Raw genomic sequence first — 16,945 nt, forward strand, 5'->3', positions numbered from 1 at the left:
CGTTTTATACGTGGCGTAAGAAGTTTGGTGGCATGGAAATACCTGAAGTAAAAAGGCTTAAGTCACCTGAAGAAGAGAACGCCCGCCTCAGGAAGCTGCTCGCCGAAGCCATGCTGGATAAAGAGGCACTACAGGTGGCTCTGGGCCGAAAGTACTGACGACAGACCAGAAGCGGGAAGCCGTGACAGTGATGTGCAAAGCGACAGATCTGTCGCAACGGCGTGCCTGCAGGCTGACAGGTTTGTCCCTGTCGACCTGCCGTTATGATGCGCACCGCCCGGCTACTGATACGTATCTGTCTGCACGTATCACCGAACTGGCAATGGAACGCCGACGTTTCGGTTACCGGCGTATCTGGCAGCTTCTGCGTCGTGAAGGCCTTTGCGTTAACCACAAACGGGTCTACCGCATTTATCATCTCAAGGGTCTGGGCGTAAAACGCAGACGGCGCCGTAAGGGGCTGGCAACTGAGCGGCTTCCGCTGTTGCGTCCGGCAGGGCCCAACCTGACGTGGTCAATGGATTTTGTCATGGATGCGCTGGCCAGTGGTCGCCGGATTAAATGCCTGACCTGCGTTGATGATTTCACGAAGGAGTGTCTGACGATCAGCGTTGCTTTCGGGATTACAGGCGTTCAGGTATCACGCATTCTGGACAGCGTTGCGCTGTTTCGTGGCTATCCGGCGACGATAAGAACAGATCAGGGGCCTGAGTTTACCTGCCGTGCGCTGGATCAGTGGGCCTTTGAACATAATGTTGAGCTGCGGCTTATTCAGCCGGGCAAGCCGACACAGAATGGCTTTATCGAGAGTTTTAATGGTCGTTTTCGCGATGAATGCCTGAATGAGCACTGGTTCCACGATATTGTTCATGCAAAAGCAATTATAAGCGCATGGCGGCGGGACTATAACGAATGCCGGCCTCATTCTTCGTTGAATTATCAGACCCCTTCAGAGTTTGCAGCGGGATGGCGAAACGGAGAATACGGGAGTAAATCAACCGACATTACTAACTGATTATTGTGTTTAATACTGGGGGCAGGTCATAGTGATTGGATCCTGTTCATAATGTCTACCTAAGCATTCATTTATGTGCATCCTACTACATCGGTTGATAATGTGGCTACAGGCTTTGAGAGGATGATACGAGGGGGCGCAACGCCCCCTTATTCTTTGGGATAAGAAAGTTCAGCAGTGATTAAATGTGACCCTGATTTATCAGATTGGACGTCATACGCGAAGTTATACCGCTCTCCAGACGTAAACTTAAATCCGAATACAGGAAGACACTCACCCTTCGGTACATAAACAGGCTTGTCGTCGAAAATCTTGTGAAGAGAGTCACTATTATCACTATTGATTTGAATAGCAGTGATCCGTTCCTGCGGCTCCAGTGGTGACACCACACAAACTTGATTATTTTTGATAAATGCCGTTGTAGATTCACGACCTACCATTCGATCACCAGGCCCAGGGCATCCCGTTAAGAGAAATACAACACCCAGCAACATTTTGTTCTTCATGTTTAACGCCCCTTCCCTGTTACGATTTTCTGGTAAAGCGAGGGGACATCCTGCAACATATCTACGCCTCTGTACATCCCCATGCGCCCAGGCCTTTGATAATAAGACCACTTACTGATCCCATAAACCAGCAGTAACCAGTAATCAGCTAAAATAGAGGCTTGCTGTTCAAGAGAGTAATCAGTGAGCTTTTCTTTATCCAGCCTGTAGGTATATTCAGCAGCCCAGCTAAATGCACCCCGCATTCTCACCCATTGCCCGTGTTGGTGTTGCCAGACATGCCCCAGCTCATGGATGAAAACATATTTATCTTCAACGAAAACCGAGTTTGCGGAAAAGTCTTCCCTATACATAGATTTTCTGTACCACAACTCCCCGTTGGGAGTCATCGCGTAGTTTTGTTTCTGTAGGCCGAACGGTAAATAGCTGTCACAATGAATCCAGACACGGCTATAAACTATCGAATCACCGAACACCCTACGAGCCATTGCAATCTCGCCTAACGTCATCCGGCGTAATGTTCCTTCCTCTGCCTGTGCGCTCATAAACTGTCCTCCTTGTATGATTTATATCAGGGTATCCAGGGAGCATAAAACGCGCAACTAACAGATTTTGGACAATAGAAGCCATAAAGCCCCGTTGGTGATACAGCAACAAGCGGAGCGTAGCGACTTCATCAGACTGTCAGAGGGTTCACACCTTATCAGGGTGCTCGTGTACCGTTAGGAGCGTGAGCGAAACGCTGATAGAGCCTACATGTCGTTTGTAGGTACGTTTATCCACCATAAACCTGTTTACGTGGCTCATAAGGCCGCACATCGGGCTTAAATGCGTGTGATCAATCTGTTTTGGTATGGAGTTTAGAGACGGCGGCACGTCTTCCGGCTTCAAAGGAAAAGCGATACAAGGTTGAGCCTGGTAACTACTTGCCACTGCGTGCTAACGTACCAAAAGCCATTAACAATCACAGTGGCTTTTGTACTTGATAGGGAACTGACATTTCTTATATGCAAATGAGACAGGTTTTTCACACTAGCTCATTGTTTTTAAAGGAATTTAGTGACTTGGTGCGAAGGCCGGACTCGTACATAACACTCAACCTCATGATTTAAAATAATTAATAAAAAATAGTATTATTTTATACCAACACAGATACCAACACGAAAATCCATTGTTCTTCAGCATCGAACCCGGACAAACATGACTGAGTTCTATCAGCTCAGATTTGACCTGGCACAGCTATGGCACAGATCTCAACCTAATCTGACAGCTCTGTGCTAGAAGCGGACGTATGACACTAAAGTATGTCGTTTAACTGTTTATTACCATACAACACTATTATCGGATAAATATATTGCCAAGTATATAGCATGCAAATATAATAAAGTAAGCGAGGAGTTGACATTAAAAATAGGTGGCAATACCATGATTACACACTTCACTAATGAATTTGAAAAATTATTATCTATCATTTCATCTAATTCATTTATATTAAGGTATTGCGGTGAATATTTTGGTGACAAGAATGATAAAGTGGTTTCTAATGCTGCTCACCCTATGGTTTCATTCAGCGGTTATAATACCAGCGAGTTACCAACGAAAAAAATAACTTATGGTGAATATGGAATATCTCTTCACAAAAGTTGGGCCAGGAAAAACGGAATAACACCAGTCAACTATATAGAGAAAAACTCTCCAGTGGCAATGGGACTTATAGCTTTGTTAAGGTCGCGCCAGTCGAAAAAACTTCCTAGTAATCTTAGACTACCAGTCATTCAGTTGAAGTGTTTTACAAAGCATGTCTATGGATATAACAGCTATTTTAAGCTTAATGATTTCGATTTCGAGTATGAGAAGGAGTGGCGGTATGTCCCAACGACTGAGCAAATAAAAAAGAACCTAATTTCAATTAATTTTTCAGCATATAAAAGACGGAAGGATTTCTACAATGCAAAGATAAAAAATTTCCCTCTTAAATTCTCACCTGATGATGTTCGATGCATATATGTACAAAATGAAAATGAAAAAAACAAAATAATTTCAACTTTTAATTTCACTAAGGATCAAGTTATTGTGTCTCCTTGGAAGCAAAATGAAATTAGACGCACCTGACTTTCATTCATATAATATACTGAGATGTTTTATCATTAGTCTACAAAAAAAGAGATGCTGATAATGGATTTATTCGCAACAAAAATAGCCAGAAATAAACTTAATGATAGTTTCAAACATATTTACAAAGACCCGAAACTTGCTTCTGTAAGGGAAGTGATCCAATCTTGGGGGCGCGGATTGCTGCAACGCAGTGGCGAGAGTACTAAATTTGTTAATGAGTTTCAGACTACTTTCAACTCTGCACTTTGGGAGTTATATCTGAATGAGATGTTTATTCGCCTCGGTTATTCCGTTGATTATACAAAAGATAGCCCTGATTTTAATGTTACCACTCCATCTGGTTATATTTTCAATGTAGAAGCAATGGTCTCTGATAAACCTCATAAACCTCCAGTGGGTGATATTTTCAGCGAATCAAAGTTCAAGCATCAATCCACGTTAAAACTTCTCGGAAAAATTAAAGATAAGCATGAACTATTTACCGGTGTTAAGGGGAAGAAGTTCCCGTATTCAACAATGGAACATGTAGTCGGTAAACCATTCGTTCTGGCGCTTGCGCCATTTGATTCAAAACTATCGCTAACACAGAATAATACGATTATTAATCGAGTATTATTTGGTATCGAAGAGCCTACGATGAGAGATCTTGCGAGAGGCCAACAACGAAGAGTATCATCGATTAAAAAAAATGAACATAGCGAGATACCATTAGGTATATTTACAAATGACTCATATAAAGAAATTAGTGCTGTTATATTCTCAACAACTGGTACCTTCGGCAAGGCTGTTGTTCAAAGTGGAGTTGAAAGATATATAAGATCAACAAGATACCGCACTCTTGATGCAAATCATTTTATTGCCTCTGAAGGTATGAAAAATGAAGGGACTCATACGAAAAAACTTGGTGCCGAGCATTATTTAAAAACGCACCGAAAATTTTACAACAATGAAGTTATTGGTGCAGATATTGAGCTATGTCATTCAAGAGAATATACAGAAACACATTTTGATGGCCTGCACGTTTATTACAACCCAAATGCTATAGTACCTTTGGATAAAAGTATCTTTTTTCCTCCAGAAATTACGCAAAATTTTTATGACATGGTGAGTGATTCGCCTGTTCAGAATCATCCTGATAGAGCTTTGGTGTCACGCCAGGTGTTTGAACCGTCTAAGGCCTGTTTAAGACTTATTATTAAACACTGGTTCCCCGAGTATATCGAAGATCTGTAAGTCGATTAGGGTCAGTCTAAGAGACTGCTTTTTCATATATAAATATTAAGGTACTTATTATTTTTTACGGAAGCAGATCTTCATATATTACACTGTTCAGAACAACTTGTTCCCGTTTTACGTCCCAAAACTTTTGTATCCAGCTTAACTGAATCAGCTAGCTTTGGCCTTTCCTACAACCCATTCCATTCAACGCCCGCTATTCACCGCAGACTGTCAGATTTGATTGTGAACTACCAGTGAAAACCGTTAGCTCAAATCTAAGCTAATACAACCAAGTCAAGATACCGAAATCTGTTACACATCATCTTCCTCGACAGACTCCAAAGCATCAAGATCTATTCGGACCATCGCAATAGAGCCAATACGGATGAAAGCATCTTCTCCATCTATGTCGGTTAACTGATATCGCTCTGTTGATTCCGGCTCGGATTCAAGAATGTCAAAAAATGCATTCAATTGACCAATATCATCGATTTCGTCGTCGTCCGAAACCTCGGGCTCACAGTACAGCCCAATAACTGGGCCACCGTTCACCATGGTGATATGGACATTCCCATAGCTTCCTTCACATCCGTCACTGTCCTCATCATCAGGAACAGGTGTCAAACCATCAAACAAGAATTGGTGAAAAATCACCTCTCGGGCATTTAAAGCGTAACGATGCTGCTCAGAGTCAAAAACAAAAAAAAGCTCACGGTCTGGCACTACACTTTCCTGAAAGTGTGAATAAAAACGACGCTTATCAGCCGGGGAAATAGGTAACAGCAAATAATCTTGTTGCCCTCGTAGCCAGAGTTTCACCGTCCAAATGCAGCCATCCATTTCAATGCCATTAGCCGCGATATTTTCAAGCTCATCGTCACTACGGCTACCTTGATTACGTAGTTTCTTCAGCAATTTATCGCTATCTGGAAAAACAGCGCTCAATGGCTTCTTTAAGACCGCGCTGATCGCTTGCGCCAGCCCCAACTTGGCCGCAACTTTCCCTGTTTCGATACGCTGGATCTGCTGTTGGCTGGTACCAACCATATCTGCCAACTCACGTTGAGTGATTGATAGTTGGGTACGGAGTTCTTTGATTTTGTTTTGCAAGATGACATCCCTACTACTAAGAAGTAATGATGCCATTAAAACACATTTTTGAGTAAAAAACACAAATACGAGTTTAATATCGGAGAGGGTGTGCGGGAACACAGTTGGCATCCAAAGCAGAGCGAAAAAAGATGATCGATTAAACCGATCGATTGGTAAAAATTGATCTGCAAAATGAATTATCCAGCCCGGTAGTGCCCGTGATAAATTCCCAAAAACTCATTTAACGTATTGTTTACTAATTTATTTCCTGTCTTCTGGCGGGCGGCCTTGTTTTGTCCTGCGGGCACAGCACCGGAATGCGACAGCAGGTGATGGAATGAAAAGATGTGCCAGATGTAACAAGAAAAGAGGCGTTCTGGACCGGATTTTCGGGCTGGATAAAGAATTCTGCGATGACTGTCTGATGGTGGTTAACCTGGAAATCAGAGAAAAACGAGTGATAACCACACCTGTACAAAAATCACCGGAACGCTCTTCCTGATAATGTTTTTTACCCGGCAGGTTATTGCCCCTGATGGGGTGACGGCTCTGAAGTTTCCCTCTGCTTACATTCCCTTTGTTCAATGAAAATCAGCATCGATATCAGCGTCATCATTCCTGCCTTTAATGCGGCTGACAGCATCGGAGTTCTGGTCCATACACTGCTTGGCGAAACAACGCTCAGTACTGAAATCATTGTTGTGGATGACGGTTCAACCGACGAAACATGGACGGTACTCAGCGCCATTACAGATGAACGACTAATTCTCATTCGTCAGGAAAATCAGGGTGTGTATGCTGCCCGTAATGCTGCACTGGCGATTCACCGTGGCGAATGGGTGGTGTTCCTGGATGCGGATGACCGGGTTGCGGCAGATTTTCTGCAGGAACGGCTGCGCACAGCCCGCGAAGCACAGGCCGATGTCGTCCTTTTCAATGCCCGGCATACAGACAGCGCCGGACATCTGCGGCATCCCGTTCACCGCAGACAGCCTTACGGTCAGACGCTGACGGGTCAGCAGTGGATACGCCATTGCGTCAGTCAAAGGGAATGGCCGCATTATCTGTGGCTGCAGATAATCCGTTCATCGTACATTCGCGAGCATGACCTGCGATTCCAGGAAGGGAAAAGCCACAAGGACATTCTCTGGACGATACAGCTTGCCGCCGCAGATGGCCGGTTTTATTTCTCTGACAGACAGGATTACCTGTGGGTGAATAACCCGGCGTCAATTACCCACCGCCCGGATTATTACGATATCCGGGCTGTCAGTTATACCGATGTAATTGCGTATATTCTGGCACTCAGCACACAGACGCAGTACCGCTCAGTCAGACGAGCGCTGGTCAGGCATGCGCTGGTGGAAAGCCGTCACTTTCTGGGCCTGTACCGGCGCAGGGTGAGTGACCGGCAGGCGGTCCGGGCGCGTTTTCGTGCGCGGATAGCCTTTCGCCATCTGGTACCCGGCGTGAGCAACCTGAGCGATGTCTTTTTCCTCCTGAAGCTGATCCGCAATATTTATCTGCCCGGTGTCCGCAATACTCCCGCAGCCGTTTCGCAGTTGCGGCGTTAATCCATGGATATCTCAGCGCTTCTGGCACGGTCGTGGCAAACTGCGACAACGGGTAATGAATCCATTCGTTCTGCGAGGGATATCGTCGAACGCTGGTATGACAAAGGCGGTGACCTCACCCGACGAACCCGACGGTTTATGCTGCGGGAATGCCTGTGGATAGCCGCACATTACCGGGACACCGAAGCGGTACTCACCCGGCAGTTTCGCCTGCTGGCCGTGTTACTGTATCTGGGCGGTTATTTTCCGAAAGGGAATGCCGGTGGCATGCTCCCGGAGAAATGTTTCATTTTACTGAACGCCCCGGAATTAAGCTCTCTCCTGGCAGACGATACGGCCCCTGATGTTCTGGTGGCGTCCTGCCGCACCCTCTTCTACTGCAGACAGATATCTCCGCTAAGGTGTTACCGCCATACCCGCTGTCTGAGCGAACATCTGTATCAACTGATAGAGATCTGATAAAAGCACCAGTCGTTGTGCTGGTGCCTGAGGGGCTGATCGCTGACGGTGTCGGCGTCAACGATCAGGGCTAACGTCATTATTTCCCTCCGCTGGATCTGCCACTGGTGATGTCAGTAACGGTTTTATATCCCTTGCGGGTCATCAGCCCAGTAGCCTTCCGGGCGCGGAGCATATCAATGCTGCCGATAAACGGAGACTGCTCTTTCACGCTGAAGCCGTGACGGTCAGTACGCACCAGTCCGTACTTTTCCACGATAAAATTCACCGCGTCACACAGTGAGATACCCGCATCAAGGTGCTTCTGGATCACACTGTCGTTGCCAAACGGTGTGTCGTTCAGCATCAGACCGTAGTGTTGTTTCAGCAGATACATCAGTAATTTTTGCCAGATTTCGACTGACGACAGACGTGACGAGGCCGCCCTATGAGGGGACAGGGATTGTTTTTGCATGGTTTGCGCTCTTTGTTGGCTGGTTTGACTAAGGAAAAGCGTCCGGGATTTATGCGGGTGTTGCAGATGTCGGGTAAATTACGATGTACAAATAGCCACAGGAGCCAAGCGTATCGGCCTCACATATCAGCCCTTTTGCGTGGAGCGTAATGCAGTGCGGAATGTGGGGCGTGAGTTCGCTGCTGGTCAGCATCAGCTCCATCTGCTTCATCAGTGCCGGAAATGCCTGGTCCAGATGGCGTAAATCTGCGTCATTAAATGTCCCGGCAATGCTGGCGCGGTCAGCAAGGTAATGCAGGTGGTTCCCCTCCTGTACCAGTCGGGCACCAAAACATGGCGTGATGTTGCGTCTGAGGCCCCACCAGGGTTCCGCGATGTTATGGTTGATTACACGGGTTGCTTTCTTCATGTAAGTACTCCTTAAGGGTGAGTCAGTTCAGGGTAACGCTGCGCAGGATCACATACGGACCGATGCGGTCCTGTCGGCGTTCAGCAAACACGGCCAGCACACCCCGGATATCCTGCACTTCCCTGCCGTGGTAATGGCAGATACTGCCGGACCACTTATATTTCCCGGTACAGAAGCGAAACAGCCGGGACTCAGCATGCTGGCGGTATATCGCCATTGCCTGACGTTTGCTGATGATTTTCATCGTTATTCTCTCCCTAAAGCCAGCCACGCTCAGCAAACGAGACGATGTCCATGCCTCCCACGACCAGGTGGTCCAGCAGGCAGATATCCACGAATTTAAGTGCCTGCTTCAGATGGTCAGTGAGCAGTCGGTCGGCATGGCCGGGTTCCGCATAACCTGACGGATGATTGTGTGAAAGCACGATGGCAGCCGCATTGTATTTCAGTGCTGCCTTTATCACTTCACGGGGATGTACCTGCGTATGGTTGATGGTGCCGGTGAAGAGCGTTTCATGGGCAATAAGACGATGCTGGTTATCGAGGAAGAGCGCCATGAATACTTCGCGCTCCAGCGTGGCGAGCTGCAGACGAAGCCAGTCGCGGACCGCCTGGCTGGAGGTAAATGCAACGCCGGGCTCGCGTAACTGGCGTTCCAGTAAGGTCAGTGCACGTCTGATGGTGCGCTGTGCGGTGGGAGATGTTCCCCCGCGGTCAGGGGGACAACTGGTGGTATTCATTTGCTTTTCCTGTCTGTTGACGCATCAGGAGTGGATGTGTTGTACAGTTTCACGGCAACGACGAACCCGTCGTGCAGGGATTCAAACCATGACCAGATATGGAAGAGAGGGGTACCTGCCGGGAAATGCAGGAAGGGTTCGTCGGTCACAACGTCACCGTCCTCATCCCTGACCGCTGTTTTCCCCAGTGCATCCCACAGGGCATTCAGGTGAGACAGTTCATACTGCATGGCGGGATGCTCAGTCGATAATGCGCATGATGGCGCTGCATTCTGCGTGGTTCAGCGCATAGTCATGCAGACGCCAGTAATGTTCCGTCATGGCGTCGCATTCCGTGCGGCAAGCGTGATGACTGTAAGCGATAAGACAAACTGCAATCCCGGCGGCTTCGGCGCTCATGTCTGCGGCGTTGCCATTCATGGCGTTGAACAGCGACCAGAAGGCATCGTTGTCCGTTTCCGGAACCATGAAGGCCCCGCCGTTGCTGAGAATATAAAAATTCCAGATACCACCGCTGTAGTCAGCGCAGAACCGATCCATCCACGCAAAGACCTGCGGTTCAAGGGTTATCCACTGCGGGATGTTGGCAAAGTGCTGCGGCCAGAATTCCACACGCTGTTCGTCCGGTACGGGCGTGGCTGTCAGTGCCGGTTCAGAACCATCATCGCCAGCCAGCAGAGGTCGCTGATTGTCATCGTTAATATTAATAATGTCGGTCATGTTAATTTTCCTTATGCATGGAGATGTCGAATGGAAGTGTCGAATCGGGGTTTAAGTTCGGTGGCGGGGCGCGTGTGATTACCTGCCCAACAGGTCCATCATGTTCTCGGCCATCACCCAGAGCGCACGGTTTAACTTAACGTCGCCATCAATCCCGTTTACTGCGCGGGTGTGGGTACGTTTACCCTGCGCGGTACGGCCGCTTAGCCCGCCTTTCAGCAGGTTTTCCTGAATGCGCTGGTAAGTGGTCCACAGGTCATCGCTCTCGTCCTGCCAGCGGCGGGGGGCAAGAATTTGCGATTCCGTCACTGGCTGGTACTCTGCCCCAAAACGATATGTCAGCGCCGCTTTAGCCAGTGAATGCTGTGCTGGTGGCGGTAGTTGCACGGACTGCATGGCGTCACGTTTCTCTTCCACCCGGTCAAAGATGCTGAGAACCTCATAGGCTCCCTCAATCACCTTCCCGACAACATCCCCCCGGTGTGGCACGCGGATCTCGCCAAACGACTGTCCGCAGACGAGCGAATTGGTGCAGACACTCCGGAATATCCCCGGCAGCAACTGAAAACTCGATGCGCCATCGTGAGAATTCAGAATGATGATTTCCGGCACCTGCTGGCCGCTTATCTGACCGGCACGACGCAGGCGCAGCATATGCTTTGTATGTTCCCGTCGGCTCTGGTCGCGCACTCGTGACTGGCAGGCAAAAAATGGCTGGAACCCTTCGCGTTTAAGGTTCTCCAGCAGGGTGATCGTGGGTATGTAGGTATACTTTTCGCTTCTGGAGCCGTGCTTGTCTTCCCCGAAGACGCTGGGGACATGCTGCATCAGTTCTTCGCGGGTTAAGGGACGGTCACGGCGAATCTGGTTCACCCGACCAAAACGGCTGGCTAATCGCATGGTTGATTCCTCATCTGATTACTCTGACGGCATAAAAGCAAAAGCCCCTGCTCCGTAAGGAGGCAGGGGCAGATGTGATGTTCACGATGGAACGGATATGGCGGGCGGGACTACAGCGTATCCACAATCTTCAGTATCTGCGTCATCAGGGCGGTGATAAGTGCTGTGACCAGCAACGTGACCGCTTCTCTGGCTGTATCAATACTGCTGTCATCGTAGCCTGCCTGACGCAGGCGAATTTCAATAAATTGCCGGGCCTGATGGCCGCCGCACCAGGTCAGTGCCTGGGCCAGGGCCGTCACCAGCATTTTCAGAAAGGTCATAGGGTTTGCTCCGGACTGCCTGGCGGCAGCCCTCTGGTGGAGTGAAGATTTCTTTGAGGAAGCTGATACAGGAAAGTGGCTCAGTGGTAGGTGTAACGCCATCCCCCCTTGTCAGTGGTGACGACGACTTCTGAAGCCACGCAGTTATTATAAAAACTCACTCTGACGGACTGCCCGTAGCGCAGGGTGGCAGGCAGAATGGTTTCCTTATTTTTTGAAGACAGGTACTTCTGGTTATCGATACGACAGTTACCGCGGTTAACGTCTACGTTTTCAACGTTGATACTGTCATCCAGGGAGGTGACCACAACAGTGACGTAGCGTGTTCCGGCAGGGTGAATATTGTTACTGGTTTCCACTTTGATGGGCGCTGTTGGCTCTGCCAGCACCCGGGCTGACAGTACAAGCAGTGCGGGTACCAGCATGTGTTTAAATTTCATAATCTGTTCCTTTTAAAAATAACGTAATCAACAGGCGTTAAATGCGAATGCAGGCTAGAGTGCATCTTTACCCACGCAGCCATGTGCCCCGAATGCCGGTAGTACCTTAGCCGCCCCGGCCAGCGTGAATGTGGCAGTCTTTACACCGTCTCCGGTTACTGAGACCTGTTTACCATTACGTAACTGAGCCCAGGCCAGCGCCAGGTTATTACCGCCCACGCGACTGCCAGATTCGCTGATATCAATAAGTGCTCCACCGTCGATACTGACCTGAAGGCTTTTATCTTCATCCATACTGACCTGATGCCCGCTGGCGTCAGTAAATATGACCGTAGCCGGTTGCGAACCATAATCCTCACAGCTCAGAGACAATTGTGACTGGCCTTTCCCTTTGATGACAAACTCTGATACTCCCTGTCCCCAACCTCGGGTCCAGGAGGTTTGATTACCGAAGGCCTGTGCCACTGCTGGTACCAGCGCACAGGTCAGCAGTAAAGGGGGAATCATTTTTCTGTTCATTTTTAAGCACCTCTGGTTTTCGTATAACGCTACCCGGAAAGGGTATCTACATGATTTTTAATAGAAGACTGACAGCCGTAAGCATCCCGTTGGGATTTTATAGCTGCAAAAATGAAGGGGATAACGATGAAATTCGATCGAACCGATCGACAAAATAGATCGTGGTTCAGCAAAGATATTTATCAGCCCCCACAGGGCTTATCGACAGTCTGGCTTCGCTTCAAGAGGATGGTGTGTATCTCAAAATTTGCTGAATAGCAGGCGGAGACAGATTATGCAGGTTTTCATTTCTGGCAGGCATTATCCGTTGATATTTTATCAACAGACGACGCTGGTGAAATGCTACCGGTAATGTGAACTACAGAGCTGATTATGCGCCAGCATCCGCTTCGGATGATGGATCAAAATCTGGCTTATTTCTTTATTTTCGAGAACCCCTGACTTTTGCTTTTTCCGGGCATAACAAAAATCAGTTTTGACAGTGTGTACAGGTGTAACTCAAACACTTTGTTATTAATTTTATTTATATCTGAGGATAGTCCCTGAAGTATATCCGCTCCATTATAATCATCATAAATGAATAACTCATTTGTTTCATCATCGTGGTATGGGTTGACCTCATAGAGGCACCTGTCTCCGGCAACACCTCCTTTGGATAAGCGTGGGCCGATAAAACCTTCTGTTATTACAAAGTAACGAATACTTCCTTTGAGCCCTTGTTTATCCAGAACATTGAACCATGTTTTGTTTATCGACAATCCAGCTACATGGTTAAAATTTCTTTCTCTGAAGTAGAGAGTAAAATGAAGATAGGGGTATCCATCACGACGTCGAAGGAGAACCCAGAAATATGCTGCTATGTGTGTATACAATGTCAGGGATTTAAAGTTATTAGTGAATTTCGTTGCCAAATCCTTAATGAGGTCATTATGGACATCGGTTGTCAGGTAGTTGCGTGTGTTTTTATCAACATCCAGAGAAAAGCAAATATACCCTGCTTTGGGATGAGATCTTAGCACTTCATAATGATAGTCTCTCAGTCTTCGGTATGCCGAGATTTTTTTATAGATACACTGTCTTGTTGCAGCAATAAATTCTTCTTTGTATTCTGAGAACCAGCCACCTGAGAATATGATCTTACCATCCGTAATTCCCTCATAGTAGTCCTCTAATTCAGCAATGAGATCTACGGATTTTTCTCTAACGCTGTCATTGTAAAAAAGGCACCAGGTATTTACCAGCATGTTCAGGTGTGCTCTATCTCGCCTTATGTTCTTATGCATGTCAGATTTCCTGGGGTAGAGAAACCTGAAATCGTCCATCATGTTGTAAGCCTTCATCTGGTTTCCTTTTCAACGGGCAACAGGACCATAAGTCACTATGACCTTATAACATAGCCATGCAATAAAGTAACATTTGTTGTGGTAAAAAATGGCATGACTTGTAGAAATAATCAATGAGAATAAGGAGTGAGATGTACTATAGCTGTATACTGGGTTTATGCGGCTTATCTGCTGTGCATGGTGGGGATTGTTCATGCTCGCAGGCAGTTTCGGATTCTGCATGGTAAGGTACCGTACCGGATAAAAAGGATGACGCTGGAGGCCCCGGTCTGGTATTTAGGGCAGAGATGCAGGGTGGTTTATTATACCGGCCAGGACCCGGGCAGAAAGGACAACGATTATTCCATGGCACAGGGCGCGAGGCTTGATATGTTATTTTTTACCAGACTGACAAATAGATATGCGACAAGAATACCAGGGAATTAACGCGAAACCGCCCTCAGTTGTTACTCCCGCCATGAACTTGTCATCGTCTTAGACAGGTCGTAAGCACTCCCAGTGAAACTCGATAGATAACTGTTCTGAAGGGACAAAAAATGCTGTATAGCAGACTGCCTAACTTGAGAGTGATGCTGTTCTGTTAAAAATACAAAAACTATCGTGTAAGACCTGTTTTTACCTTTGAGAGTTTAGCTTCTTGTGTTGGTAATAGTAATATATGTCTTTTCTGATTAAAGCATGCATCATTACCACTCTTAGGTGAGATTAGGTTATATTATAGTGGCTAATACAAACTCAATTACAATCTATTTATTACATAAGCTCTAACAACATTAAACCTCACCACTCTCTTTCCAATAAGTATACACCCGCACACCTGTCAGTTGATACGAATCACTGTTTATTTACTATCTTTATTTTCAATTAAATAATATCACCAGGCATGTTAAACAACCCCTCATTATAATCATGATTGTGTACCTCAATATCTAAAAAACCAATAAAAATCAAGCCAAGGAAAATGTAATTAGAGCCAAGTGTAGGATCTTTAATAACCGCTCAGTTTTATTTCCATAACGAGCCTGTTAAGCAATGTAATTAATTACTTGGCTCACGGTTTGTATGTACTACGTGCAGACTGCCTTCGCTGACTGACTGTGAAAATTCCCATTAGCTTTCGTTGATAGCCCACCTGTTGCCAAATAATACCAGGAGTTCCGCTATGTTTAATAACGTATTACTGGACCATCGTCATACCCCGTTTAATTCTCGCTATTTAGAACGACTGGAAAACGTCATAGATTGTGCTCTGGCTGAGTATCCTCGAACCTTTGCCCTCAGGGTAGATTTACACTTTTCTCCTGAATGGGCAGCAGACGACAGTGTCTGCTGTCACCCTAACACCTCATCTAACGTCATGGCGCGCTTTACTCGCTCCCTAATAGCAAAGATCGACCATTATCGCAAACAACGTTGTCTGAGAGGCCTGCGGGATTATTCTTGCAAGTTACGTTATTTCTGGGTCAGGGAAACTGAAACGGCTCTACACAGTCACTACCACGCGCTACTGTTCTTCAACAAAGACTTATTCCGGTCTCTGGGGTCGGCGGGATACAGCAGCCTGTGGAACATGATACAGGAAGCCTGGCTGAGCGCACTTGGGTTAACGGATTATCCCGAATACAGCTATCTGGCCCATTTCCCGGAAAGTGGTTCTTACATTCTTGAGCGCGACAAACCTGTATTTCGTCAGCAGTACGAAGATCTTGTCTTCCGTGCGAGTTACCTGGCAAAAGAGCGGACAAAACATTACTCCGCTGATACACGTTCCATGGGTGCCAGCCAGGGGTAGGCTGGCTACACAGTCGTTCTGGCTGTAACACGGTATTTTTTTACAGGCATTCCCAATCCTCTGAAGGAGTACCGGCGTACAATGTCACTCAACCGCACCGAACTCCTCCCGTCATTCATTTTCAGAGGGAGAGATTCCATGACCACAGCCATTAACCCCATTCTTTGCGCAGAAGACCCACTTATCGACATGGTATACATCACCACATACACCGGTATGACCGACAAGTGGTTCTACAAGCTTATTCAGGATGGCGAATTCCCGAAACCCATCAAACTGGGACGGAGTTCCCGTTGGTATAAAAGCGAAGTAGAAAGCTGGATGCAACAGCGTATTGCAGACTCGCGGGGAACCTGAATATGCAAACCTCGGCCACCGGGAAATGTCATTCCCGTAAAGCGGCTAGCTGCATACCACTCCGCTAGCAGTGGGAACACGATAAGCGGCGTTACTGTGACGCGAAACCCAGCCCCATTTGCAGCAGCCCCCCCTGAACCACTAGTTCCAGTCATCCATAATCAACCTGTAACCCGCCTTTCGCCACACAGACAGCCATCTCGTTCCGGGACGGTACCTGCCTGCATGTCGTATGGCGGTAAGGAGTCAGTCCGATGAATTTTAAGACCGTTACCAGTGAGGAACAGAACGCCGGAATTCGTATGTTGAAATGCTACCTCGCCATCGACCACCGTGGGCATTTTGTGACAACCAGTGAAGCGGAGAACATGCCAGGACAGGTATGGGGCTGCGTATCCTGTGGCTGCCGACTCATCTTACATACCGGCACACATGCTGACTCACCCTGGTTCGAACATGACCAAGCGACAGTAGCTGCCAGTACGCTAATGAACTGTGCGCATGTTGACCCGGCAGTGAAAGCGGAGGAGCGCAGCAGAATATTACACAGTCTTGTCAACATGTTGAATGTTCCGATGATGTCTTTGGACTGGTACTGCGTCTGGTGCGGCGACCATTATAATGGGGAAAAAATCTGCACTACCTGTGGGACCGGTATTTACAGCATTGAGGAAGCCTGCTGGCAGAATAATTACACTTGAATTGGCCTGCTTGTTGGGGAGATGCCAATCACCTCAGCGGGCTGGGTGTAAAATGCAAATAACGCCGTATCGGTCTGTAAACCCAGCATCTGCCTCTAGTACTGCGTACTGGTCATCACCTGACGTAGTCAATGGATTTTGTCATGAATGTAATCGCTAGTGGCTATCGGATTAAATGCCTGACTTGTTTTGATGTTTTCACGAATGAGACAAGCAGTTGCTAACTCGTTAGAATATGCCCATAAGTTCACGTCATTAAGCCAGACAA

Annotated in this window: 22 protein-coding genes; 8 read left to right on the forward strand and 14 right to left on the reverse strand. The window is 47.2% G+C overall.

The genetic code is table 11. The features are described 5' to 3' along the window. A protein-coding gene (locus tag CWM66_RS20135; RefSeq protein ID WP_107147145.1) for an IS3 family transposase occupies positions 1-1,015 on the forward strand; the annotation gives its coding sequence in 2 pieces (ribosomal slippage) (positions 1-153 and positions 153-1,015; 1,016 coding nt annotated over the 2 pieces). This gene is flagged as partial in the annotation. A gap of 149 nt (positions 1,016-1,164) precedes the next feature. On the opposite strand, the gene CWM66_RS20140 is transcribed toward CWM66_RS20135, so the two are convergent. Both CWM66_RS20140 and CWM66_RS20145 read right to left on the reverse strand, forming a co-directional pair. Beyond that, positions 1,165-1,521, reverse strand: coding sequence for a putative T6SS immunity periplasmic lipoprotein (locus CWM66_RS20140; protein ID WP_071920114.1), 357 nt, complete (start codon positions 1,519-1,521; stop codon positions 1,165-1,167). Between the two features lie 2 nt (positions 1,522-1,523). Next, entirely contained in the window at positions 1,524-2,066 is a 543-nt protein-coding gene (locus CWM66_RS20145) for a type IV secretion protein Rhs (RefSeq protein WP_071920113.1), read from the reverse strand. Between the two features lie 880 nt (positions 2,067-2,946). Here CWM66_RS20145 and CWM66_RS20150 point away from each other — a divergent pair. Further along, positions 2,947-3,633, forward strand: a complete 687-nt coding sequence (locus CWM66_RS20150; RefSeq protein WP_107147146.1) for an abortive infection system antitoxin AbiGi family protein — start codon at positions 2,947-2,949, stop codon at positions 3,631-3,633. A gap of 63 nt (positions 3,634-3,696) precedes the next feature. Continuing rightward, on the forward strand, positions 3,697-4,869 hold the full coding sequence (locus CWM66_RS20155) for a hypothetical protein (RefSeq protein ID WP_107147255.1): 1,173 nt from the start codon (positions 3,697-3,699) through the stop codon (positions 4,867-4,869). A gap of 297 nt (positions 4,870-5,166) precedes the next feature. Here CWM66_RS20155 and CWM66_RS20160 read toward each other — a convergent pair whose 3' ends face one another. Beyond that, positions 5,167-5,964: a helix-turn-helix transcriptional regulator gene (locus CWM66_RS20160; protein WP_107147256.1), complete on the reverse strand. Its 798-nt coding sequence runs from the start codon at positions 5,962-5,964 to the stop codon at positions 5,167-5,169. Between the two features lie 566 nt (positions 5,965-6,530). Here CWM66_RS20160 and CWM66_RS20165 point away from each other — a divergent pair. Together CWM66_RS20165 and CWM66_RS20170 are read left to right on the forward strand one after the other, a co-directional pair. Further along, positions 6,531-7,520, forward strand: coding sequence for a glycosyltransferase (locus tag CWM66_RS20165; protein WP_107147147.1), 990 nt, complete (start codon positions 6,531-6,533; stop codon positions 7,518-7,520). A gap of 3 nt (positions 7,521-7,523) precedes the next feature. Beyond that, positions 7,524-7,979 (forward strand): hypothetical protein, encoded by a 456-nt coding sequence (locus CWM66_RS20170; RefSeq protein ID WP_233218410.1) that lies wholly within the window; start codon positions 7,524-7,526, stop codon positions 7,977-7,979. Positions 7,980-8,058: 79 nt separating this feature from the next. Here the strand turns inward: CWM66_RS20170 and CWM66_RS20175 are convergent, their stop codons facing one another. From CWM66_RS20175 to CWM66_RS20225, 11 genes are all read right to left on the reverse strand, one after another. Next, positions 8,059-8,433: a TA system toxin CbtA family protein gene (locus CWM66_RS20175; RefSeq protein WP_107147148.1), complete on the reverse strand. Its 375-nt coding sequence runs from the start codon at positions 8,431-8,433 to the stop codon at positions 8,059-8,061. A gap of 49 nt (positions 8,434-8,482) precedes the next feature. Further along, a complete protein-coding gene (locus tag CWM66_RS20180; RefSeq protein ID WP_107147149.1) occupies positions 8,483-8,842 on the reverse strand; it encodes a type IV toxin-antitoxin system YeeU family antitoxin in 360 nt (119 codons plus the stop codon). A 22-nt stretch (positions 8,843-8,864) separates the two neighbouring features. After that, positions 8,865-9,086 carry a DUF987 domain-containing protein gene (locus tag CWM66_RS20185; RefSeq protein ID WP_107147150.1) on the reverse strand — a complete coding sequence of 74 codons (222 nt, stop codon included), beginning with the start codon at positions 9,084-9,086 and terminating at the stop codon, positions 8,865-8,867. Positions 9,087-9,099: 13 nt separating this feature from the next. After that, a complete protein-coding gene (radC, locus tag CWM66_RS20190; RefSeq protein ID WP_107147151.1) occupies positions 9,100-9,582 on the reverse strand; it encodes a DNA repair protein RadC in 483 nt (160 codons plus the stop codon). Next, positions 9,579-9,812, reverse strand: coding sequence for a hypothetical protein (locus tag CWM66_RS20195; protein WP_107147152.1), 234 nt, complete (start codon positions 9,810-9,812; stop codon positions 9,579-9,581). The genes radC and CWM66_RS20195 overlap by 4 nt, the downstream gene beginning before the upstream one ends. A 10-nt stretch (positions 9,813-9,822) precedes the next feature. After that, a complete protein-coding gene (locus tag CWM66_RS20200) occupies positions 9,823-10,302 on the reverse strand; it encodes an antirestriction protein (RefSeq protein ID WP_107147153.1) in 480 nt (159 codons plus the stop codon). Positions 10,303-10,380: 78 nt separating this feature from the next. Then, positions 10,381-11,202: a DUF932 domain-containing protein gene (locus tag CWM66_RS20205; RefSeq protein ID WP_107147154.1), complete on the reverse strand. Its 822-nt coding sequence runs from the start codon at positions 11,200-11,202 to the stop codon at positions 10,381-10,383. Between the two features lie 110 nt (positions 11,203-11,312). Continuing rightward, positions 11,313-11,525 carry a hypothetical protein gene (locus CWM66_RS20210; RefSeq protein ID WP_107147155.1) on the reverse strand — a complete coding sequence of 71 codons (213 nt, stop codon included), beginning with the start codon at positions 11,523-11,525 and terminating at the stop codon, positions 11,313-11,315. Positions 11,526-11,605: 80 nt separating this feature from the next. After that, the gene (locus CWM66_RS20215) at positions 11,606-11,965 is read right to left on the reverse strand and encodes a hypothetical protein (RefSeq protein ID WP_107147156.1); all 360 of its coding nucleotides are present in this window, start codon (positions 11,963-11,965) and stop codon (positions 11,606-11,608) included. Positions 11,966-12,019: 54 nt separating this feature from the next. Next, on the reverse strand, positions 12,020-12,484 hold the full coding sequence (locus CWM66_RS20220) for a hypothetical protein (protein WP_107147157.1): 465 nt from the start codon (positions 12,482-12,484) through the stop codon (positions 12,020-12,022). 413 nt (positions 12,485-12,897) lie between these two features. Beyond that, a complete protein-coding gene (locus CWM66_RS20225; protein WP_107147158.1) occupies positions 12,898-13,824 on the reverse strand; it encodes a hypothetical protein in 927 nt (308 codons plus the stop codon). 1,165 nt (positions 13,825-14,989) lie between these two features. On the opposite strand from CWM66_RS20225, the gene CWM66_RS20230 reads away from it, so the two are divergent. The 3 genes from CWM66_RS20230 (at position 14,990) to CWM66_RS20240 (ending at position 16,677) form a co-directional block, all read left to right on the forward strand. Then, complete coding sequence (locus CWM66_RS20230) at positions 14,990-15,619, forward strand: inovirus Gp2 family protein (RefSeq protein ID WP_107147159.1); 630 nt, start codon at positions 14,990-14,992, stop codon at positions 15,617-15,619. Positions 15,620-15,757: 138 nt separating this feature from the next. Next, complete coding sequence (locus CWM66_RS20235; RefSeq protein WP_107147257.1) at positions 15,758-15,976, forward strand: AlpA family transcriptional regulator; 219 nt, start codon at positions 15,758-15,760, stop codon at positions 15,974-15,976. Between the two features lie 254 nt (positions 15,977-16,230). Next, complete coding sequence (locus CWM66_RS20240; RefSeq protein WP_369878926.1) at positions 16,231-16,677, forward strand: putative zinc ribbon protein; 447 nt, start codon at positions 16,231-16,233, stop codon at positions 16,675-16,677. Positions 16,678-16,945: the final 268 nt, after the last annotated feature.

Source organism: Kosakonia sp. H7A (genome assembly GCF_003028445.1).
Lineage (GTDB): Bacteria > Pseudomonadota > Gammaproteobacteria > Enterobacterales > Enterobacteriaceae > Kosakonia > Kosakonia radicincitans.